The 20,840-nt window shown below is 69.0% G+C and carries 18 protein-coding genes; 8 read left to right on the top strand and 10 right to left on the bottom strand.

Annotated features, from left to right (window positions below):
* Positions 1 to 163: 163 nt before the first annotated feature.
* The gene (gene acs, locus ACP59X_RS10140) at positions 164 to 2,146 is read left to right on the top strand and encodes an acetate--CoA ligase (RefSeq protein WP_428568862.1); all 1,983 of its coding nucleotides are present in this window, start codon (positions 164 to 166) and stop codon (positions 2,144 to 2,146) included.
* Between the two features lie 196 nt (positions 2,147 to 2,342).
* Here the strand turns inward: acs and recQ are convergent, their stop codons facing one another.
* From recQ to ybaK, 3 genes are all read right to left on the bottom strand, one after another.
* Positions 2,343 to 4,616 (bottom strand): DNA helicase RecQ, encoded by a 2,274-nt coding sequence (recQ, locus tag ACP59X_RS10135; protein ID WP_428568859.1) that lies wholly within the window; start codon positions 4,614 to 4,616, stop codon positions 2,343 to 2,345.
* Between the two features lie 21 nt (positions 4,617 to 4,637).
* The gene (locus tag ACP59X_RS10130; RefSeq protein ID WP_428568856.1) at positions 4,638 to 5,273 is read right to left on the bottom strand and encodes a hypothetical protein; all 636 of its coding nucleotides are present in this window, start codon (positions 5,271 to 5,273) and stop codon (positions 4,638 to 4,640) included.
* A gap of 124 nt (positions 5,274 to 5,397) precedes the next feature.
* Entirely contained in the window at positions 5,398 to 5,871 is a 474-nt protein-coding gene (ybaK, locus tag ACP59X_RS10125; protein WP_428568853.1) for a Cys-tRNA(Pro) deacylase, read from the bottom strand.
* Between the two features lie 227 nt (positions 5,872 to 6,098).
* Here ybaK and dapA point away from each other — a divergent pair, with 227 nt between their 5' ends.
* Together dapA and ACP59X_RS10115 are read left to right on the top strand one after the other, a co-directional pair.
* A complete protein-coding gene (dapA, locus tag ACP59X_RS10120; protein ID WP_428568849.1) occupies positions 6,099 to 6,977 on the top strand; it encodes a 4-hydroxy-tetrahydrodipicolinate synthase in 879 nt (292 codons plus the stop codon).
* Between the two features lie 62 nt (positions 6,978 to 7,039).
* Positions 7,040 to 8,554: an ATP-binding cassette domain-containing protein gene (locus ACP59X_RS10115; RefSeq protein ID WP_428568846.1), complete on the top strand. Its 1,515-nt coding sequence runs from the start codon at positions 7,040 to 7,042 to the stop codon at positions 8,552 to 8,554.
* Here the strand turns inward: ACP59X_RS10115 and ACP59X_RS10110 are convergent.
* The 6 genes from ACP59X_RS10110 to ACP59X_RS10085 all read right to left on the bottom strand — a co-directional run bounded on the left by ACP59X_RS10110 (position 8,551) and on the right by ACP59X_RS10085 (position 14,803).
* Positions 8,551 to 9,747 carry a mechanosensitive ion channel domain-containing protein gene (locus ACP59X_RS10110; RefSeq protein ID WP_428568841.1) on the bottom strand — a complete coding sequence of 399 codons (1,197 nt, stop codon included), beginning with the start codon at positions 9,745 to 9,747 and terminating at the stop codon, positions 8,551 to 8,553. The two genes, ACP59X_RS10115 and ACP59X_RS10110, sit on opposite strands and share 4 nt — an antisense overlap.
* Before the next feature lie 132 nt (positions 9,748 to 9,879).
* Positions 9,880 to 10,473, bottom strand: a complete 594-nt coding sequence (locus ACP59X_RS10105; protein WP_428568837.1) for an O-methyltransferase — start codon at positions 10,471 to 10,473, stop codon at positions 9,880 to 9,882.
* A gap of 11 nt (positions 10,474 to 10,484) precedes the next feature.
* Positions 10,485 to 10,940, bottom strand: a complete 456-nt coding sequence (locus ACP59X_RS10100; protein WP_428568834.1) for a flagellar basal body-associated FliL family protein — start codon at positions 10,938 to 10,940, stop codon at positions 10,485 to 10,487.
* A 32-nt stretch (positions 10,941 to 10,972) separates the two neighbouring features.
* Positions 10,973 to 13,144 carry a malate synthase G gene (locus tag ACP59X_RS10095; RefSeq protein ID WP_428568832.1) on the bottom strand — a complete coding sequence of 724 codons (2,172 nt, stop codon included), beginning with the start codon at positions 13,142 to 13,144 and terminating at the stop codon, positions 10,973 to 10,975.
* Between the two features lie 242 nt (positions 13,145 to 13,386).
* Complete coding sequence (locus ACP59X_RS10090) at positions 13,387 to 13,944, bottom strand: hypothetical protein (protein WP_428568829.1); 558 nt, start codon at positions 13,942 to 13,944, stop codon at positions 13,387 to 13,389.
* Between the two features lie 289 nt (positions 13,945 to 14,233).
* Entirely contained in the window at positions 14,234 to 14,803 is a 570-nt protein-coding gene (locus ACP59X_RS10085) for a hypothetical protein (RefSeq protein ID WP_428568826.1), read from the bottom strand.
* A 206-nt stretch (positions 14,804 to 15,009) separates the two neighbouring features.
* Here ACP59X_RS10085 and ACP59X_RS10080 point away from each other — a divergent pair, with 206 nt between their 5' ends.
* From ACP59X_RS10080 to ACP59X_RS10070, 3 genes are all read left to right on the top strand, one after another.
* Positions 15,010 to 16,347 carry a sigma-54 interaction domain-containing protein gene (locus tag ACP59X_RS10080; protein WP_428568823.1) on the top strand — a complete coding sequence of 446 codons (1,338 nt, stop codon included), beginning with the start codon at positions 15,010 to 15,012 and terminating at the stop codon, positions 16,345 to 16,347.
* 272 nt (positions 16,348 to 16,619) lie between these two features.
* Positions 16,620 to 17,051, top strand: a complete 432-nt coding sequence (gene umuD, locus ACP59X_RS10075) for a translesion error-prone DNA polymerase V autoproteolytic subunit (protein WP_428568820.1) — start codon at positions 16,620 to 16,622, stop codon at positions 17,049 to 17,051.
* Positions 17,048 to 18,328, top strand: coding sequence for a Y-family DNA polymerase (locus ACP59X_RS10070; RefSeq protein ID WP_428568817.1), 1,281 nt, complete (start codon positions 17,048 to 17,050; stop codon positions 18,326 to 18,328). Before umuD ends, ACP59X_RS10070 begins: the two co-directional genes overlap by 4 nt.
* Positions 18,329 to 18,476: 148 nt before the next feature.
* On the opposite strand, the gene ACP59X_RS10065 is transcribed toward ACP59X_RS10070, so the two are convergent.
* A complete protein-coding gene (locus ACP59X_RS10065) occupies positions 18,477 to 19,304 on the bottom strand; it encodes a class I SAM-dependent methyltransferase (protein WP_428568814.1) in 828 nt (275 codons plus the stop codon).
* Positions 19,305 to 19,407: 103 nt separating this feature from the next.
* Between ACP59X_RS10065 and ACP59X_RS10060 the strand changes: the two genes are divergently transcribed.
* On the top strand, positions 19,408 to 19,548 hold the full coding sequence (locus tag ACP59X_RS10060; protein ID WP_428568811.1) for a hypothetical protein: 141 nt from the start codon (positions 19,408 to 19,410) through the stop codon (positions 19,546 to 19,548).
* Complete coding sequence (locus tag ACP59X_RS10055) at positions 19,545 to 20,693, top strand: beta/alpha barrel domain-containing protein (RefSeq protein ID WP_428568808.1); 1,149 nt, start codon at positions 19,545 to 19,547, stop codon at positions 20,691 to 20,693. The genes ACP59X_RS10060 and ACP59X_RS10055 overlap by 4 nt, the downstream gene beginning before the upstream one ends.
* The last annotated feature ends 147 nt before the right edge of the window (positions 20,694 to 20,840 follow it).

Here is a 20,840-nt window from a genome sequence, read left to right as displayed (position 1 = left end):
TTCGATGAACGGCGCGAAATCCTCGACAAACGGCCTTTGCGATCCCTCCCGATGGGTTTATGGATTTCGGGCCGCCATTTACCGAAAACAACTGGCCGGGCCGGCCCGATTTCCGGCATGGTCCGCCTGGAACCGACCACCAATCCCAACCCCGGGGGAAATCATGACCGCTGACAACATCGAAAGCCTCATGCACGAAAACCGCCGCTACGAACCGCCCAGCGAAGGCCGCGACCGCGCCCATATCAAGAGCATCGAAGAATACGAAGCCATCTACAAGCGCTCCATCGAAGACCCGGACGGCTATTGGGCGCAGCGCGCCTGCGAGCTGCTCACCTGGTTTAAGCCCTGGGACACGGTGCTGGAATACGATTTCGACAAGCCGGAAATCAAATGGTTCGCCGGCGGTAAGCTCAACGCCACCTACAACTGCCTGGACCGCCACCTGACCGACGGCCGGCGCAACAAGGCGGCGATTATTTGGCAGGGCGAGGACGACTCCCAGGTGCGCACCTACACCTACCAGATGCTCCACGACGAGGTCTGCCGCTTCGCCAACGTGCTCAAGAAAATGGGCGTCAAAAAAGGCGACCGGGTCAGCCTCTACCTGCCCATGATCCCGGAACTGGCCATCGCCATGCTGGCCTGCGCCCGCATCGGCGCGCCCCACAGCATCGTTTTCGCCGGCTTTTCGGCCAACAGCCTGCGCGACCGCATCAACGACTGCGGCTCCAAAGTGCTCGTGTGCAGCGACGCCGTCATCCGTTCGGGCAAGACCATCGCGCTCAAGCCCAACGCCGACGAGGCCCTCAAGGAATGCGCCTGCGTGGAAAAAGTCGTGGTGGTGCGCCATGCCGGCAACGAGGTGGAGATGCAGCCCGGCCGGGACCTCTGGTGGCACGACGTCACAAGCGACCACGACGTCCAGGGCTGCTGCGAGCCCGAGCCCATGGACGCCGAGGACGTGCTGTTTATCCTCTACACCTCCGGCTCCACCGGCAAGCCCAAGGGCGTCTACCACACCACCGGCGGCTACCTGACCTACGCCGCCCACACCAGCCAGCTCGTCTTCGACCTTAACGACAACGACATCCACTGGTGCACGGCCGACATCGGCTGGATCACCGGCCACTCCTACATCGTCTACGGCCCGTTGGCCCTTGGCGCCACCTCGCTGATGTTCGAAAGCGTGCCCACCTACCCGGCCCCGGACCGCTTCTGGCAGATCTGCGAAAAATTCAAGGTCAACATCTTCTACACCGCGCCCACGGTCATCCGCTCGCTCATGCGCTCGGGGCCGGCCTGGACGCAGAAGCACGACCTCAGCTCGCTTCGCATCCTCGGTTCGGTCGGTGAGCCGATCAACCCCGAGGCCTGGATGTGGTACCACGAGCACATCGGCCACGGGAAACTGCCCATCGTGGACACCTGGTGGCAGACCGAGACCGGTGGCCTCATGATCTCCCCCCTGCCTTACGCCACGACCTTAAAGCCCGGCTCGGCCTCCCTGCCCCTGCCCGGCATCGACCCCATCATCGTGGACAAGGACAACCAGGAAGTCCCGGCCAACCAGGGCGGTTTCCTGGTCATCCGCAAACCCTGGCCGGGGATGCTGCGCGGCATCTGGGGCGCGCCCGAGCGCTTCAAGCAGCAGTATTTCGCCGGCTTCAAGGGGCGCTACGAGTCCGGCGATGGCGCCCGGCGCGACGCGGACGGCTATTTCTGGATCATGGGCCGCGTCGACGACGTCATAAACGTCTCCGGCCACCGCATGGGCACGGCCGAGATCGAATCGGCCCTGGTTTCCCACCCGACCGTGGCCGAGGCAGCCGTGGTCGGCATGCCCCACGAGATCAAGGGCCAGAGCATCTACGCCTACGTGACCTTGAAGGCCGGCTACGAGGAGACCGAGGACCTGCTCAAGGGGCTCAAAATGCACGTGCGCAAGGAGATCGGCCCCATCGCCGCGCCCGAGGTCATCCAGTTCGCGCCCGGGCTGCCCAAGACGCGAAGCGGCAAGATCATGCGGCGCATCCTGCGCAAGATCGCCTCCAACGAGGTGGAGAGCCTGGGCGATACCTCGACGCTCGCCGATCCGAGCGTGGTGACGGAGCTGATCGAAGGCAAGAAGAAGCTCTTCGGCTAGCCGCCGTCGCGAGGCATCGCACGAACGCCAAAGCCGGCCAGGACGCCATGTCCGGGCCGGCTTCGGTTCTGTTGGGGGGGGAGAAGCCTCCGGCGGCCAAAGGGCTGGCGCCCTCTGGACTCCCCTCTCGGGTATGGCGGCGTGCGGCACTGGCCTGGAGGTACTTTGGGGGATTGCGGCGTCGTGGGAATGCCCGTTATTCCGTCGGCCCGCCCGGCCCCAGGCGGCCGTTTGCCCACAGGCCGGCCAGCAGGTGACGCAGGGCCTCGTAGGAAACCTCCCCGTCCAGGGCGTCGAACACGGGGGTAAGCCAAATCGAGCCGGCCCGGCGCGCCTCCAGGATGGCTGCCTCGGCGCGCTCCGTGGTGGCCGCGTCGAGCCCGGCCGCCGCGCGGGCGTCGAGTTCCCCCCGGCGCACGAAGGTGAGCAGATGGCCGTGGACCGTCGCCGGGGTCAGCCCGCGACGCTCGGCCACGGCCCCGGCCGTGCCCAGTTCCCGAAAAAGCGACAGGCTCAGGGCAGCCGTTTCGCTCGGCCCCTTGGCCTTGGCTTCGCGCCGGGCGACGGCCTCGGCCGGTTCGGCCGGTTCGACCGGTTCGGGCGCGGCGGGAGCGACCTGCCGGCCGTTTACGGCGCAGTGCTCGTCGAGCATGGCCAGCAGTTCCAGGCCGAATTTTTCGAGCTTGGCCCGGCCCATGCCCGGCACCTCGGCCAAGACGGCCAAATTCCCGGGTTTTCGGGCCGCCACTTCCACCAGTGTGCGGTCGTGGAAGACGACATAGGGCGGCACGCCGGCCTTTGCGGCCGTTTGCGCCCGCCAGGCCCGCAGCCGCTCCCACAAGGCGTCGTCACCGGGCATGGTCAGGTGCTCCCGGATCCAGTCCTGGCGCGGCCTGTCCCCCTGCTCCCGCTTCCGCTTGCGCCCGCCGCCCGGCTCCCTTGGGGCTTCGGCCGGCAGGCGCATGGAAAACTCCCGCCGCCCCTTGAGGATGTCCCAGGCCGCCGGGGTCAGCACCAGCCCGCCATGGCCCTCGGGATGGGGGGACAGCGCCCCCATGGCGGCCAGCCGGCGCACAAGGGCCTTCCACTGGTCCTTGGTCAGTTCCGTGCCGATGCCGAAGGTGGAAAGCTCGGTGTGGCCGCACTGCACGGCCCGGGTCGTGGGCTTTCCCAGCAGCACGTCGATGACGTGGGCGGCCCCGAAGCGCTGGCCGGTGCGATAGACGCACGACAGGGCTTTCTGGGCCGGGACGGTGGCGTCCACCGGGGGCCTGGGGTCGAGGCAGGCATCGCAGTTGCCGCAGGGTTCGGGCAGGTCCTCGCCGAAATAGCCGAGCACCGTCTGGCGGCGGCAGGCGTCGGATTCGCAGTAGCCGGCCATGGCCTCGAGCTTGGCCAGCTCCACCCGGCGCCGGCCCTCGCCCGTGCCCTCGGGGTCGATCAGCCGGCGCAGCGCCCCGAAATCGGCCGGCGCATGGAGCAGCAACGCCTCGGCCGGCTCGCCGTCGCGCCCGGCCCGGCCGGTCTCCTGATGGTAGGCCTCCAGGCTCTTGGGCGGGTCGAGGTGGGCCACGAAACGCACGTCGGGCTTGTCCACGCCCATGCCGAAGGCGACGGTGGCCACCATGACGATGCCCTCCTCGCGCATGAAGCGGTCCTGGCGGGCGTCGCGCTCGGCCGCCGGCAGCCCGGCATGATAGGCCAGGGCCGAAACCCCGTTGTCTGCCAGCCACTGCGCCAGGTCCTCGACCTTCTGGCGCGAAAGCCGGTAGACGATGCCCGACTGGCCGGGGTGTTCGTCGCGGATAAAGCGCAAAAGCCGCCGCCGGGGATCGTCCTTGGCTTCCACCCGGTAGCGGATGTTGGGCCGGTCGAAACCGGTGGCGAAGACCCGGGCCTGGCGCAGTTCCAGGCGCTCGAGGATGTCGGCCCGGGTCGGCCGGTCGGCCGTGGCCGTCAGCGCCAGGCGCGGCGTGCCGGGATAGCGGCCGGCCAGCTCGGCCAGTTGCAGGTACTCCGGCCGGAATTCGTGGCCCCACTGGGACACGCAGTGGGCCTCGTCAATGGCGAAAAGGGCCAGGGGGATATTGGCGAGAAGGGCACCGAACGACGGGCTAAGCGCCCGTTCCGGGGCGACGTAGAGGATATCCAGCCTCCCGGCGGTCAACGCGGCCATGGTTTCCCGGGCCGCCGCCGGGGTCAGGCCCGAATGAAGCGCCCCGGCGGCCACGCCCAGGGCGGTCAGGGCGCTGACCTGGTCGCGCATGAGCGCAATAAGCGGCGAGACGACCACGGCCAGGCCCCGGCGCAGCAAGGCCGGGACCTGGTAGCACAGCGACTTGCCGCCGCCGGTCGGCATGAGGACCAAGGCGTCGCCGCCGGCGCAGACATGGTCGATGACCGCCTCCTGCGGCCCCCGGAAGCGGTCGTAGCCAAAGACGGACTTGAGGACGGCGCGTGGGGTGTTCATGGGGGGGATGCGGCCAACGCCCTAGGGAGCAGCTTCCACGCCGACAAGGCGCGGCCCGTGGTAGCGCCCGTCCGGGCCGAAATCGAGGGACACGACGGCCTGCCCGAGCACCTCGCAGGCGTGGCAGCCGTTGAGGAGCGCATAGCCGAAGACGAAGCCCTGGCCGCCGTCGGGGAGGGTTTCGACGCTGCGCGGCCCCTCGCCCACGGGCCAGAACAGGACCTCGGGATAGGCCTTTTTCAGGGCCGCGTACCGGGCGTTGCCGGCCAGGGGCAGCGCGTCCTCGTCGAGTTCGCTGCTCACGAGCCTGGGCTGGCCGTTGACCAGGTAGGCCACCTCGTTGGAGTTGGCCCGCAGGGGAAAAACGACCGTGGCCACATCCACCCGGCCCGTGTCGCGAAAGGCCTGCAGGTAGCCCTCGCCGTCCAGGCGCTTGGTGACGTCCAGTGCCTCGGGCGACGCCCCGGTTTCGGCCATGACCCGGACGAGGCAGCCGGCGGGCTCGGCGCTTTGGCCCAGGCAGGCGGTAAGAGCCTCTCCCGACGGCTGCCAGACGGCCCCGGGGCCGATGGGGGCGTCGGTTTGGGCCGAAACGGCCAGCGGCCACAAGGCCAGGCAACAGGCGACAAGCAGTGAAAAAACCGGGCGGCGCGACATGGCAGGCTCCTTGGCGGTTGCGGTGCGCCGCTGGCCGCAATGGCCTCGCAGCGAAGCGTGGCGGTCGTGCGCGGCGACACCCGCAAAAATAGTGTTTGCCCGCAACCGAGGCAAACACGCGCCCCTAGGCCAGAAGCGGCGCGGTGACGGCCCGCAGCACGCGCACGGCCTCGGCCGGGGACAGGCGCACCATGACGCCGCGCTGGCCGGCATTGATGATGACGTAGGGCTCGGCCAGGGCCGCTTCCTCCAGGGCCGTGGGCACGGCCTTGCGCTGGCCGAAGGGGCTGATGCCGCCGACGTGGTAGCCGGTGGCCTTTTCGGCCTCGGCCGGGGGCAGCATGGCCGCCGCCTTGCCCTTTAGCGCGGCGGCCAGGCGCTTCATGGACAGCTCGCCGCCCGACGGGATCACGGCGCAGGCGACCTTGCCGTCGACGCGCACCATGAGCGTCTTGAGCACCCGGGCGGGCGGCTCGCCGATGGCCTGGGCGGCGTGCAGCCCGATATGGCCCGCGTCGGCATCGTAGGCGTATTCGAGGACGGTAAAGGCGACACCGGCCTTGGCAAGGGCCTGGGTCGCCCGGGTGGTCTTGGCCATGAGGCGTTCCTTTTGGCGGGGCAAGCCGTCGCCGGTGACCGATGCGCGACCGGCGGAGGCGGAGAGGTTAGCCTATCGCGCGGCACCGGGCAAGGGCGCGCCAGGGCGGCAATCGGCGCAAACCACTTTGCCCTATTGAATTTTTTGGTTTTAATGCCCGTCGCACTTGCCTGGAAGGCAAAAACATTCTAGGGAATGACGGGGTTTATTCTTCCAAGGAGGTCCTTATGGAGTTTCGAGGCGCAATCACGGCACTGGTGACGCCCTTTCGAAACGGCGAGGTGGATGAGGAAGCCTACCGCGCCCTCATCGAATGGCAGATCGAGCAGGGCATCCACGGGCTTGTCCCCTGCGGCACCACGGGCGAATCGGCCACGCTCTCCCACGACGAGCACAAACGGGTCATTCGCATCTGCGTGGACCAGGTCAAAGGCCGTGTCCCCGTCCTGGCCGGAGCCGGCTCGAACAACACCCGCGAGGCCATCGACCTCACCCAGGACGCCAAGGACGCCAAGGCCGACGGCGCGCTCCTGATCACCCCCTACTACAACAAACCGACCCAGGCCGGCCTGGTCGCCCATTTCAAGGCCATCGGCGAACGGGTGGACATGCCGTTTATCGTCTACAACGTGCCGAGCCGCACGGCCGTCAACCTCCTGCCCGAGACCCTGGCCATTTTGAAAAAGGAAATCCCGCAGGTCATCGGCGTCAAGGAGGCCACGGGCGACCTCAACCAGGTTTCGCGCGTGCTGGAATTTTGCGGCGAGGACTTCCAGGTGCTTTCCGGCGACGACTTCACGGCCCTGCCCACCATCACCATCGGCGGGCGCGGCGTGATTTCGGTGGTCTCCAACTTCGTGCCGGACAAGATGTCGGCCATGTGCGAGGCGGCCCTGGCCGGTGACCTCGCCAAGGCCAAGGCGCTGCACTATTTCATGAGCCCGCTGTACCGGGCGGCGTTCCTGGAAACCAACCCGGCCCCGGCCAAGGAAGCGCTGGCCATGATGGGCCGCTTCCCCTTCGAGGTCAGGCTGCCCATGGTGCCGCTGTCGCCGGCCAACCGGGAAAAACTCAAGGCCGCCCTGACCGAGGCCGGCCTGCTCTAGGGCCACAACCTTGCGGACATCCCACGGGCCTTCCTCGGAGGGCCCGTTTTGCGTTTATTGCCATGCAGCCAACCACCCTTCGCATCACGCTCTCCCATGCCGGCGTCAGCCTCGGCGGCCGGCCGGTTTTGTCCGACATCTCCCTGACCGTCGCCCCGGGCGAGGCCTGGCTCGTGCTTGGCGGCAACGGCTCGGGCAAGTCCACGCTCCTGCGCCTTTTGCGCGGCGACATCTGGCCCGACGACGACGGCCGGGGCGAGCGCCTCTACCGGTGCGGCGACGGGCCGGGCCGGGCCTCGCCCATCGGCGTGCGGCAGCGCTTCGGCATCGTCTCCCCGGAAGCCCAGCGGGCGACCAAGCGGCTGTGCGCCCACCTGCCGGCCCGCACGGTGATCCTGGCCGGCATGCGCGACGCCGTCTACGTCCAGGGCGGGCCCAAACCGGCGGAACTGGCCCGGCTGGAGGCGGTGGCCGCCCGGCTCGCCATCGGCCATCTGCTGGACACGCCCGTGGCCGCCCTGTCCAACGGCCAGTTGCGGGCGGTGCTTCTGGCCCGGGCCCTGGCCACCCGGCCGCTGGTGCTGTTTCTGGACGAATTCCTCGACGGCCTGGACGAAGCCGCCCGGGAAACGGCCGGCCAGGCCGTGGCCCAGGCGGCGGCCGACGGCGCGGCCATCGTGCTCACCAGCCACCAGGGCGCCACGCCGCCACCCGGGCCGGCCAGGGGCCTCACGCTGGCCGGCGGCCGTATCATCGACAGCGGCCCGGCGCCCGACGTGCTTGACCGCTACCGCCGGGCCATGGACGGCCCGTCGCGGGAGCTGCCCGCCGTCCCGTCCCGGGCCATGGCCGAAGGGGAGCACACAGCGCCGGCTGCGGAAGCGGACGGCCTTCCCCTGGTGGTGTTGGAGGCGGCCACGGTCTACCTGGAGCGCCGGGCCATCCTGACGGACATCGACCTGACCGTGCGCCCGGGCGGGCACCTGGCGGTTTTCGGGGCCAACGGCGCGGGCAAATCGACGCTGTTAAAGCTCATCGCCGGGGAGCTCCATCCGGCCCTGGGCGGCCGGGCCTGGCGCCCGGGGCTGGCCGCGCCGGAAGGCTTCACCGACCTGCGCGACATCCGCCGGCGCATCGGCCTGGTCTCCTTCGAACTGGAGGCCGACTACGACAAGGAGCTGTCCGCCCTGGAGCTGGTGACCTCGGGCATCGCGGCCACCATCGGCATCTACGCGGAACCGTCGGAAAGGGACCTGGCGGCGGCCCGGCGCTGGATGGACTTTTTCGGCGTGGCCGACCTGGCCGGGCGCAGGCTCGGCCGGCTGTCGGCCGGCCAGACGCGGCGGCTGTTCCTGGCCCGGGCCATGGTCGGCGAGCCCCGGCTGCTGCTGCTCGACGAGCCCTTTTCCGGCCTCGACGGCCCGTCGCGCCGCCGGGCCATGGCCGCCGTGTCGGCGGCGGCCCGCAGCGGGGTCACGGTCATTGCCGCCGTGCACCGCCCGGGCGACGTCATCCCGGAAATCCAGACCGTCTACCGGTTACAGGGAGGCCGCCTTACCCCCGTGGAAGGCGTTTAGCGCCCCCTGGCCTTGGGCGGCGGCGCCTTGGCCGGGCTGACCACGATGACGTTGCCGACGATTTTGGCATTGGGCACGATGACCGTGTCGCCGGCTTCGGACTCGATGACGGTGTTGAAGATGTCGATGGCCACGACCTGGCCGGCCGCGCCGGCCGTCCCCGGGACGCTCACCGTGTCGCCCACGCGGAAATAGCGAAACAGCAGCAGCATCACGCCCGAGGCGAAATTGGACAGCGTGTCCTTGAGCGCCAGGCTCACGGCCAGGCCGGCCGCGCCGAAAAGGGCCAAAAGCGAACTGATATTGAAGCCGAGCTGCCCCAGGGCGGCGATGAGCACGACCAGCGCCAGTCCCCAGCGGGCCAGGCTGGCCACGAAGGAGACGATCTCCGGGGCGATGTCGCGGCCGCGCATGATCCGGGCGAGCACCGCCGTCAGCCGGCCGACGACCCAGATGCCGACAACAAACAGCACCAGCCCCGAAAACAGCCGGCTGCCCAGGGACAAGGCCCAGGGCACGATCTGGTCGGCGAAAAACGCCTGGCCGCCCACGGAAAACCGCGTGCGGTCCCCTACCTTCTCCACGGCCACGGGAGCGGCCGCATGCTCCGTCAGTGGCGCGGCCACCTTGCCCGGGAGGGCATCGGCGGCGGGGCTGTCCGGCTTTGGCGCCCCGGCCGTGGCCGGGGCAACCGCGGCGGCAGCCGTTCGGGCCGGCACGGGCAGCGAAGCCGGCGCCGGGGCGGCTGACGGCGATTTGGCCGCCGGCTCGGCCAGGTCATGTTCCTTGAGCCCGCCGCCTGGGGCCGGGGTGGCCTGGGGCGCTTTTTCGGGCCGCAGTTCGATGCCTTGGGGCTTGGCCGGGCTCGCGGCCGCCGGTGCGGCGGGTTCCTCGGGCGCGGCCGGCGCGGCCTGGCCGGGCGCGGGGATGACGATGGCCTTGCCGATCTGCAGGGAGCCGGGATTAAGCCCCGGGTTGGCCCGCAGGATGGCCGCCGCCGGCACCTTGAAGCGCTGGGCCAGGACATTGATGGTGTCCCCGGACTTGATCACGTATTTGGTCGGGGCCGCGGCCAGCACGATGACCGGGGCAGGCTCGTTCGTGCGGGAAAAGCACGGGCCGGCGTCGGCAATGAACATGCCAAGGACAAGCAATAGCACGATCGTGCCCAGTCTCGCCGCATCGCCACGCATCACCACCTCCCCGTTGCCGCGAATGTTACACCAACACCCCTGCCCGGATCACATTCGCCCAAAGGCTAGCATACGGGCCGGCGCATCGCCAAGCCCTCGGTTGCGTGAAGCTTTCGTGTCGCCGGGCCAGGCCTAGGCGCGGCGCCTGGCCAGCAGCACGCCCGAACCGATGGGCACGACCACGCCGTCGAGGCGGGGATCGCCCAGGATCGCCTCCACCACGCCGGGGATCTCGTGGGCGTGGCTGATGACGTTGTCGGCCGTCAGTATCCCGCCGGGCACGAGCCGGTCCGTGACGCACCGCGCGCAGGCCAGCAGCACGTCGCGGTTGGCGTCGATGAAGGCGAAGGCCAGGGAGTCCATGGCGGCCAGGGCTTCCAGGGCGTCGCCGCGCACCAGGCGCACCACGTCGGCGGTGCCGGTGCGGCGCAGGGTCTCCTCGGCCAAGGCCATCTTGTCCGGGTCGCGGTCGATGGTGGCGAGCTCGCCGCCCCGGGCTCGGCAGGCCAGCGACAGCCACAAGGCGGAATAGCCGGCGCTGGTACCGACCTCGACCAGCTTGCCGGCCGGGGCGGCGGCGGCCAGGATGGCCAGGAAACGCCCGGTGTCCGGGGAGACCTGGCGCAGGCGCTTGGCATGGGGCGTGCCGTCGCCGCGGTCAGCGGCGTCGATGGCTTCCAGTTCGCGCATGCGCGCGGCCATGGCCTCGGAAATACCTGCGAACACGACGACCTCCGTTATTGAAAGACGAATTCCTGAAAATAGATGTTTTTCACCTTGCCCTGGCCGGCGTACTTGCCAAACAGGTCGATGAGCTCCTGGCGCAGGGCCATCTTGCCGGCATTGGACAAGAGGTCCTCGGCCAGTTTGGTCGACAGCGTGAAGACGAGGTCCTGGCGCGCGTCGGGCAGGGTGATCCGCTCGGCCGCGGCGTTGTCCTCGCATTCGACGCGCATGGCCAGGCGCAAATAGCGGTAGCCCTTGTTGCTGAGCACGTTGACGGTCAGCGGCCCGATGACGATGGCCCCGTTTTCGGGTTTGCCGGCGTCCTTCTTGTCGCCCTTCTTCTCGCTTTTTTTTGCATCGCCACCGTGGCCGCCTTCCGAGGAGGCCAATCCGGACGGCGGATGCGGCGTGGCCAGCAGGAAGGCCAGGAGCATGAGGCCGATCTTCACCCAATGCGCGGCAAGCATGGCGGCAAAACCTCCGTGAGCGGCCCGGGACCTTATTTCCCGGCCTTGGCCAGGCGGCGCCGGGCGTGCAGGATGGGCTCGGTGTAGCCGCTGGGTTGTTCGCGGCCCCGCACAATCAGGTCGCGGGCGGCGGCGAAGGCCTGGCTGGCCTCGAAATCCGGGGCCATGGGCCGGTAGGCCGGGTCCAGGGCGTTTTGGCGGTCGACCACGGCGGCCATACGCCGCAGGACGTCGAGGACCTGCTCCTCGTCGCACAGGCCGTGGCGCAGCCAGTTGGCGATGTGCTGGCTGGAGATGCGCAGGGTCGCCCGGTCCTCCATGAGGCCGACGTCGGTCAAATCCGGCACCTTGGAGCAGCCGATGCCCTGGTCCACCCAGCGCGAGACGTAGCCGAGGATGCTCTGGGCGTTGGTTTCCAGTTCCCGGGTCACCTCCTCGGCCGTGGGGCGTTTTTCCCCCAAAAGCGGCAGGGTCAGCAGGGTGTCGCGGTCGGCGGGCTTGCGGGCAGCCAGTTCGCGCTGGCGGTCGAAGACGTCCACGGCGTGGTAGTGCATGGCGTGCAGGGTCGCGGCCGTGGGCGACGGCACCCAGGCGCAGTTGGCCCCGGCCCGGGGATGTTCGATCTTGGTGGCCACCATCTCGGCCATCCTGTCCGGCTTGGCCCACATGCCCTTGCCGATCTGCGCCCGGCCGCAAAAGCCGCAGGCCAAGCCCACGTCGACGTTGCCGTCCTCGTAGGCGGCCATCCAGGGTTCGGCGCGCATGGCGCCCTTGGGCACCACCGGCCCGGCCTCCATGACGGTGTGGATCTCGTCGCCGGTGCGGTCGAGAAAGCCGGTGTTGATGAAGACGATGCGCGATTTGGCGGCGCGCACGCATTCCTTGAGGTTGAGCGAGGTGCGCCGCTCCTCGTCCATGACGCCGATCTTGAGCGTGTCGCGGGCCAGGCCCAGGGCGTCCTCGACACGGTCGAACAGCGCGCAGGCAAAGGCGACCTCGCCTGGGCCGTGCATCTTGGGCTTGACGATGTAGATGCTGCCGGCCCGGCTGTTGCGCAGCGGCCCCTTGCCGGTCAGGTCGTGGAGGCCCGCGGCGGCCGTGGCCAGGGCGTCGAGCATGCCCTCGGGGATTTCCTCGCCCGCGCTGTCGCGGACGGCGTCGGTGGTCATGAGGTGCCCGACGTTGCGCACGAACAGGAGGCTGCGCCCGGGCAGGACCAGTTCGCCGCCGCCGGGCGCGGCGTACCAGCGGTCCGGGGCCAGCCCCCGCTCCACGGCCTTGCCGCCCTTTTGGAAGGAGGCGCGTAGGTCGCCGCGAAATAGCCCCAGCAGGTTGCGGTAGGCCAGCGCCTTGTCCGGGCCGTCCACCACGGCCACGGAATCCTCGCAGTCGAGGATGGTGGTCACGGCGGCCTCGAGCAGCACGTCTTTGAGGCCCGAGGGGCTGGCCGCGCCCACGGGGTGCTTGCGGTCGAAGACGAGTTCGAGGTGCAGGCCGTTTTGGCGCAGCAGCACGGAAGCGGGCGCCTCGGCCGGGCCGGTGTGGCCGGCGAAATGTTCCGGCCGGGCCAGGCCGGTGGCCTGGCCGCCGGCGAAGGTGACGGCCAGGGCGCCGTCGACGACGCTGTAGGCGGCCACGTCGGCATGGCGGCCGTAGGCCAGCGGCACGGCCATGTCCAGAAAGCTCGCGGCATAGGCCACCACGGCGGCGCCCCGGGCCGGGTTGTAGCCGGGCAGTTTGACCGCCTCGCCGGTCTCGGGGATGACGTCGGTGCCGTAGAGGGCGTCGTAGAGGCTGCCGAAGCGGGCGTTGGCGGCGTTTATGGCGTAGCGGGCGTTGGTTATGGGCACGACGAGCTGGGGGCCGGGGATGGCGGCGATTTCCGGGTCCACGCCGTCGGTTTCGATGGCGAAATCCGGGCCTTCGGGCAGCAGGTAGCCGATGCCGGCCAGGAAGCAGCGGTAGGCATCGGGGTCGTGGGGCTGGCCGGCCCTCTGGCTGTGCCAGACGTCGATGGCGGCCTGCATGGCGTCGCGTTTGGCGAGGAGTTCACGGTTTTTGGGGCCAAGTTCGGCGACGATGGCGGCAAGCGCGGCGAAGAAGGCTTCGGGTGTTATGCCGGTTTCGGGGAGGATTTCGTCGGCGAGGACGCCGTAGAGGGTTTTTTCGACGGACAGGCCGGAAATACTGATGCGGTCGGACATGGCGGCGCTCCTTGCTGCTGCGGCCGGTGGCATGGCCCCAAGGGGGCTCTGGGGCGGCAGTGTACGGGATTTGGCGGCAGGCGCAAAGGGGCAAGCGTGAGCGTCGCTCATGGATCGGGTTTCGGCCCGAGTCAAGGGCTGTTCGGATTGGGCCGGGAACTGCCAAGGCAACGGAACAGGTCACGGCAGTACCGGCGACCGCCCTGGGAAAAGGAGGTTGGCGTGGGGACTTCAGCGCTGCATCAGGTCACGGCATCCTGTTGCGCCAGTTGCTGCGCCAAAAACGCGGCGTGCGCCTTTTGAAGCTGTTCAATCTCCGCATATCGCGGATCCCTTCGCATCGCTTCATAATCGATTGTCACTTTTGGTTGAGGCACAGCATCAAAAGCACTCTGCGACATCGCTGTTTGAGCCATGACAATCGAACCATTGACGGACTCGGCAATATGTTCCGCCCGCGCTTGCGCGAGCAGGGGGCCGCTCGACACACCGGCGCTCATGTCAGCTTTGCTGATAGCGTCCGAGCAAGACCCGGCTATGGAATTCGATGCCGTGACAAATCCATGATTGTCAATTTCAGCGACCACCTTTCCATTCACGACGATGCTGGCGTACTTCGCGTACGTTGGATTAGTGAAAGTGGCCGGCAATTGGGAATAGTCATTTTCAAGCATCGTTTTCTTCGCCGTCATGATCTGTTCAAAGAGATCATCTGACGCTTCGGCGAGGGGCACCGCTTTGAGCGTAGCGGAAACGGACCGGACGGAAGCAAGGTCGACGCGAGAGGCGAACTCAGGCATGGGCAAAAAACTCCTTTCCCATTGTTGCTCTGGAAAGCAAGCAAAATTCGCACCATGCAATTCCCCACGCCCAGGCGTGATGATGACCGATCGGCCTTGCCATTCCCGCGAACACAAAACGGCCCCGCCGGGGCCCCCTCGGTTGCGGTTGTCCTCGGGGTGGCCGGTGGGGCCGGGAGATCGCAAAGGGCGGCCGCGTCCGGATTGGCGCTGGGCGAGGATCGCGAAGGCGACCGCCGGCTACGGGCGCGGGAGGGGTCAGGTCCCGCTGTCCCTGTGCATACGTCGTTTAGGCGGCCCGGCGCTCGGCCGCGCCAAGCTCGTCGCGTACCACGTCCATGGGCACCACCAGGGGCTCGCGGAAGCTGAATCCCTGGCTCTCGCCCCAGGCCGCGCCGTCCGCCGGACGGCCGTCATACAGCACGTCGGCCAGGACCAGGTAATCCGTCTCGCCTAAAATCCGGTCCCAGCGCTGCACCAGAAACGAAAACTTCTCCGGGCTGCACTCCGTCACGCCGTGCCAGGACCAGGTCCGGGAACAGGCCTCGTCGTCGTAGCCGAGCAGGCAGACCTGGCCTTCGGGGCTGTCCAGCAACTCGCGCTGGGTCAGCTCCACGGCGGAGGTGGCGATGCGCGCCGCATCGAGATGCACCGGCAGGCCGCCCAGCGCCGCCTCGAGGCGCGAATCCCGGGTCAGGCGCATGGCGCAGGTGTTGTTGCCGTTGGCCCGCCACCACTCCAGCGAATTGGTCTTGTAGAGGTTCTCGCCCAGCATGCAGACGCGGGCGGCATTCTCTTCGCTGACGGGATGCAGGGCCAGATCGCAGCAGACGCCGGTCAGGGTGAGGGTCAGGTCCATATCGTTTCTCCTTGGAGCGGATGCTCGTGTTTGCTTGCGAAAAAAAGCACTTTTCGTGCCTAATTGAATATTTTTTTATTTCAAGATGTTATACCTTTCCATTTGCCGACACCCTGTGCTAAGGACGACTTTTGCTTCCGCCCCTGTTGACCTCGCCCCCACGGGAACGCACACTGGCGGCGCAGCACCACCTTGTCGGAGAAGGCATGAAGCGACCCCTCGATACCTTTCCCGGAGACGATACCTGCGCCTTTGCCCTGGAAAACGTGGCCGACGCCGTGTTCGCCGTGGATCGCGACTTCATCGTGCGCTACTGCAATCTGGCCGCCGGCGAGATCGCCCGCATGGACCCGGCCGAGGCCGTGGGCCGCACCTGCCGGGAAGTCTTCGGCGTCACCAACTGCCGCACGGTCTGCGTGCTGCGCCAGTGCATGGAAGAGGCCCGGCCCATCGCCAACCGCATCGTGACCCTGCGGCGCACCGGCTGCCCGGACGTGCCGGTGTGCGTGAGCGTGGCCCCCATCTGGGCCACGGGCGGCATGGTCGTCGGCGGGGTGCAGGTCTTCCGCGACCTGTCCGGCGGCGGCTTCGTCAGCCGGCTGGCCGGGTTGCAGCCCCTGGACGACTTCGGCACGCGCGACGCGCAGCTGTCCGAAATCGTGCGCATGCTGCCCCAGATCGCCCAGAGCGACTCCACGGTGCTGCTGCTTGGCGAATCGGGCACGGGCAAGGAGGTCTTCGCCCGGGCCATCCACAAGCTGTCCCAGCGCGGCGGCGGCCCGTTCGTGGCCGTCAACTGCGGCGCCCTGCCGGAACAGCTCATGGAATCGGAGCTTTTCGGCTACAAGTCCGGGGCGTTCACCGACGCCCGCAAGGACAAGCCCGGCCGCTTCGCCCTGGCCGACTCCGGCACCCTGCTCCTGGACGAAATCGGCGACCTGCCCTACGCCATGCAGGCGAAAATCCTGCGCGCCCTCCAGGAACGCTCCTACGAACCCCTGGGCGGCGTGGAGACCGTGCCGGCCGACGTGCGGGTCATCGCCGCCACCAACCGCGACCTCGGCCGCATGGTGGCCGAGGGCAAGTTCCGCCAGGACCTCTACTACCGCCTCAGCGTCGTGGTCATCCGCATCCCGCCCCTGCGTGAACGCCCAGGCGACGTGCCGCTGCTCGTCGAGCGGGTGCTCGGCCGCTGCCGCATGGCCGTGGCCAAAAACATCGCCTCCGTCAGCCCCGAGGCCATGGAACGGCTCATGGGCCACGACTACCCGGGCAACATCCGCGAGCTGGAAAACATCATCGAATACGCGGCCATCCTGTGCCAGGGCCGGGTGATCGAGCCCTGCCACCTGCCCGAGCACCTGCGCGGCCTCCCGGCCGGCCAGGCCTGCCCCAAAGTCCGCACCATGGCGGAGATCCGCTTCCAGGCCGCCCAGGAAGCCGTGTCCCGCCACGGCGGCAACCGCAACGCCGCCTGCCGCGAACTGGGCATTTCCAAGGACACCCTGCGCCGCATCCTGGGACGCCGGGACGAGGACGCATAACACGTCTTTTCGGCATTTTTCGGACGCAAAACACGTCCTGCCGTCCCTGGCGCCCGGCAACGGCAGGCCCGGACGGATCGGCAACACCCGGCGCACCCACGCCTGCGGGGTGCCGCGCCCCCGGCGACGCCAGGCCCGGATCGGGCTTGGCAACACCCCCGACCCTGGTTAGGCTGGGCTCATAAGGGGAGTCCGCGCGACCTGACGCCCGGGGCCGGCGGACACCCCGGCCAGGCCCAAAAGCCTGGCCCCGACCGCCAAAGGCACGACCCATGAAACTGGAAATATTCGGATTCGAACGGCGCGCCGCCCTCGGGCTGCCGCTATACCTGGCCACCGTGCCGGCGGGCTTTCCCTCGCCGGCCGAGGATTACATCGACAAGAAGCTCGACTTAAACGAGCACCTGGTGCGCCACCCGGCCGCCACCTTCTTCGTGCGCGTTTCCGGCGACTCCATGCGCGACGCCGGCATCGCCTCGGGCGACATCCTGGTGGTGGACCGGGCCATGGAGGCCCGCGACGGCCACATCGTCATCGCCGCCCTGGACGGGGAACTCACGGTCAAGCGCCTGCGCCGCAAAAACGGCCGCCTGTTCCTGACCCCGGACAACCCCGACTACGCCCCGGTGGAAGTCGGCCCCGAAGCCTCCTTCGAGGTCTGGGGCGTGGTCACCTACATCATCCACGACGCCTGCCGGCCATGAGCCAGACCACCTTCGCCCTGGTCGACTGCAACAACTTCTACGCCTCGTGCGAACGCGTCTTCGCCCCGCACCTGGCAGGCAAGCCCGTGGTGGTGCTGTCCAACAACGACGGCTGCGTCATCGCCCGCTCGGCCGAGGCCAAGGCCGTGGGCGTGCCCATGGGCGCGCCGGCTTTCCAGTGCCGGGAACTGTTCCGGCGCCACGGCGTGGCCGTTTTTTCCTCCAACTACGCGCTCTACGGCGACATGTCGGCCCGGGTCATGAGCGTGCTGTCCCGGCTGGCCCCGCGCCTGGAGGTCTATTCCATCGACGAGGCCTTCCTGGACCTCACCGGCCTGCCCGGCGGGGCCGAAGCCCAGGCCCGGCGCATCCGGGAGATGGTCGGCCGCTGGACGGGCATCCCAGTCTCCATCGGCATCGCCCCCACCAAGACCCTGGCCAAGCTGGCCAACCGGGCCGCCAAGAAGGACCCGCGCACCGGCGGCGTGCTCGACCTGGCCGCCCATCCCGACCCGGACGGCCTGCTGGAGGGGCTGCCGGCCGAGGAAGTCTGGGGCATCGGCCGCCGCCACGCCGCCATGCTGGCCCGCCACGGCATCGCCACCGCCCGGCAGTTCCGCGACCTGCCCCGGGAGTTCGTCCAAAAGCGCATGACCGTGCGCGGTGTGCACACCTTGCTCGAATTGCGCGGTTTTTCCTGCATCGACCTGGAGGCGGCCCCGCCGGCCCCCAAGACCATCATGACCTCGCGCTCCTTCGGCCAGGCGGTCACCCGCCGGGAGCCCCTGGCCGAGGCCGTGACCGACTACGTCTCCCGGGCGGCGGCCAAGCTGCGGGCCAAGGGGCTGGTCGCCGGCGGCGTGCAGGTTTTCGTCCAGACCTATGCCGACGCCACGGGCCGCCCGCCCTACGCCGGCATGGGCGTGGCCGCGCCCACGGCCCCCACGGCCCACACCCCGACCCTGATCCACCTCGCCCAGGCCGCCCTGGCCGACCTCTTCCGGCCCGGCCACCGCTACAAGAAGGCCGGGGTGATCCTCACCGGCCTGGAACGCGAAGTCGGCCGCCAGCTGTCCCTGCTCGACGCGCCAGGGCCGCAAGCCGGCCGCGAAAAACGGCTCATGGCCGCCCTGGACGCGGTCAACGCCAAATGGGGCCGCGACACGCTCTACAGCGCCGCCCGCAGCATCGACCGGCCCTGGGCCATGCGCCAGGCCAGACGTTCGCCGCGCTACACCACGGCCTGGGCCGAGCTGCCCGTGGTCGTGGCCGGCTGACCGGCCGCCGCCCGGTTGCCCCGGCCTTGCCCCGGTCGGGCGGCGACGGCCCGCGACACCAACCGACGACGCCAGCGCACGACGCCTGCGGACCTGGCCGCCCGGCCTTGCCGACATCGCCCCCAGGCGGCAGTGGCCGCCACCGGCCTCAGCTTTTTTCCAGCAGGCAGAAAAAGATCGGCAACCTGGCCGCGCGGTCGGCCAGAAGGCGGCCATTTGTCCAGCGCGCCTCGACGGCGGCGATGTCCGTGGCCTCCAGCAGCCGGAAACCGGGCAGCCCGGCCACGTAGGCCGCGTCGAACAGGTCGTAGGCCGGGACGGCCCAGCCGAAGCGGTTTTGCAGGTAGGCGTTGAGCCGCACGAAGACCGGGTAGGTGGCGGCATCGGGCGGCCAGTGTTCGAAGGCCAGGCGCGAGCCGGTCGGCAGGTTTGCGGCCAACAGCCCGAACAGCCACTCCAGGACCAGGCGGGGCAGATAGTAGGTGACGCCCTCCAGCATGACCAGGGCCGGCCGGCCGCCGATCCAGCCGGGCAGTTCCCGGCCCAGGTTCTCCACGCCCCGCACCAGGTCGGCCCCGAAATACAGGACGTCGCGCCGGGGCAGGCGCCCTTCGGCCTCCCAGGCGGCGGTCCGCTCTGCCTTGGCCTCGACGATGCCGGGAGAGTCGGTTTCCACGCAGCGCCACTGCGGCCCCAGGAGGTAGGCGTAGTCGGAGAAGCCGGCGGCGAGGTTGACGGACACGGGCTGGGAATGGTTTGCGGCGAAGGCCCGGTGCTGTTCCAGGTAGAAGCGGTTGCGCAACGACGAGGACACGTCGTCGCTCGGGTAGACCTCCCGGGCCAACTCGTCCCACAGGGCCTCGGCCTCGGGCGTCACCCACAAGCCGGCGTAGCGGTCCAGGCTTATGTCCTGGCGTTTGGCCCGGGAGACGTTTATGACGGGAGCGGTTGCGGAAATGTCGTGGTGGGCCAGCATGACTCCCTCCGACAGTCTGGGGCGTGCCTGCCTGGCCCATAGCATGGAACGAGCGCGCCCGATAGCCCCCGCGGCCGGCGGCGCGATACGTCGCGGAGAAGGCATGGAACGATCTGATCTGCTGCGACTGCTCTCGCTTATCCTTGTACTGGTCGTCGTGGTGGCCGTGGGCCGGTGGCCCGGCCTCAACTACCGCAAATACGACTGGCGGCTGTTCAAGTCCTCCGGGAAAAAGAAGAAATGAGCCTGATCCCCTTGAGCGCCGCGCCGGCCGGTGCTACCAACGGCCCCATGCCCAAGCTCCCCGACACCCTGCGCGGCTATGTGGACAAATACTTCCTGCGCTCGCGCCATATCCTGGCGGCCGAGGGCCTCGATCCCGTCGTGACCATGCAGGTGTTTTTCCGCGACGGGCCGGGGGTCCTTGCCGGCGTGGACGAGGCCGTGGCGCTTTTGCGCGAGGCCTCGGACCTGGCGGCCCACGGCGGGAGCCTCTACGCCCTGCCCGAGGGCGCGGCCTACACCCCGCTTGAGCCGGTCATGCACATCACCGGGCGCTTGCAGGATTTCATCGAGCTGGAAACGCTCTACCTCGGCATCATCAGCGCGGCCACCTCCCTGGCCGCCGGGTTGCCCGAGCCCCGGCCCGAGGACGTGGAGCAAAAAGCGGCGGCCGTCCGGGCGCTTTTGCCGGAAAAAAACCTCATGTATTTCGGGGCCAGGCACTGGCATCCGCGCTGCGAGGAGGCCTTCTGCCGGGCGGCGGTGGCCGGCGGCTTCGACGCCTGCGCCACGGACGCGGGGGCGCGCGCGGCTGGGCTGCCCGCCGGGGTGGGCACCATTCCCCACGCCCTGGTGCTGGCCTTTGCCGGCCAGGTCGGGCGGGAGCGGGCCACCTGCGCGGCGGCGGCGGCTTTCGACCGCCACATCGAGGCGAGCTGTCCCCGGGTGGCCCTGGTGGATACGTTCAACCACGAGGTCGACGACGCCCTGGCCACGGCCAAGGCCCTTGGCCAGAAACTCGCCGCCGTGCGCCTGGACACGGCCGGGGAACTGATCGGCCAGGGCGGGGAGCCTTTCGACGGGCGGCCCTACTGGACCGGCACCGGGGTGACCGTGGCCGGCACGCTGGCCGTGCGTCGGGCGCTGGACGCGGCCGGCTTTGCCCATGTCGGTATCGTGCTGTCCAGCGGCTTCGGCAACCTGGAAAAGATCAAGGCCTTCGTCCAGGCCGAAAACGAATACGGCCGGCTGTTCGAATCCCTGGGCATCGGCGGGCTGTTCCGTTCGTACGCGGCCACGGCGGACATCGTGCGCCTGGGCGGCGCGGACCTGGCCAAGACCGGCCGGGCCTACCGCGAAAATCCCCGCCTGGTGCGGTTTATCTGAAGCAGACTGTCGCGGCCGGAGGTCTTGGGCTCGGGAAACCCGCCCGACGCGCCGCGTGAGGCAGCGAAGGAGCCGCCCGGAAAAGGCCTACTTGCAATCGTTGTGCTGGCCGGGCTTGTCGGGCGGGAGAAGAAAAAAAAGCACAGT

This window comes from Solidesulfovibrio sp. DCME (assembly GCF_049995385.1).
Taxonomy (GTDB): Bacteria; Desulfobacterota; Desulfovibrionia; order Desulfovibrionales; family Desulfovibrionaceae; genus Solidesulfovibrio.
This window is presented reverse-complemented; position numbering and strand designations above follow the sequence as displayed.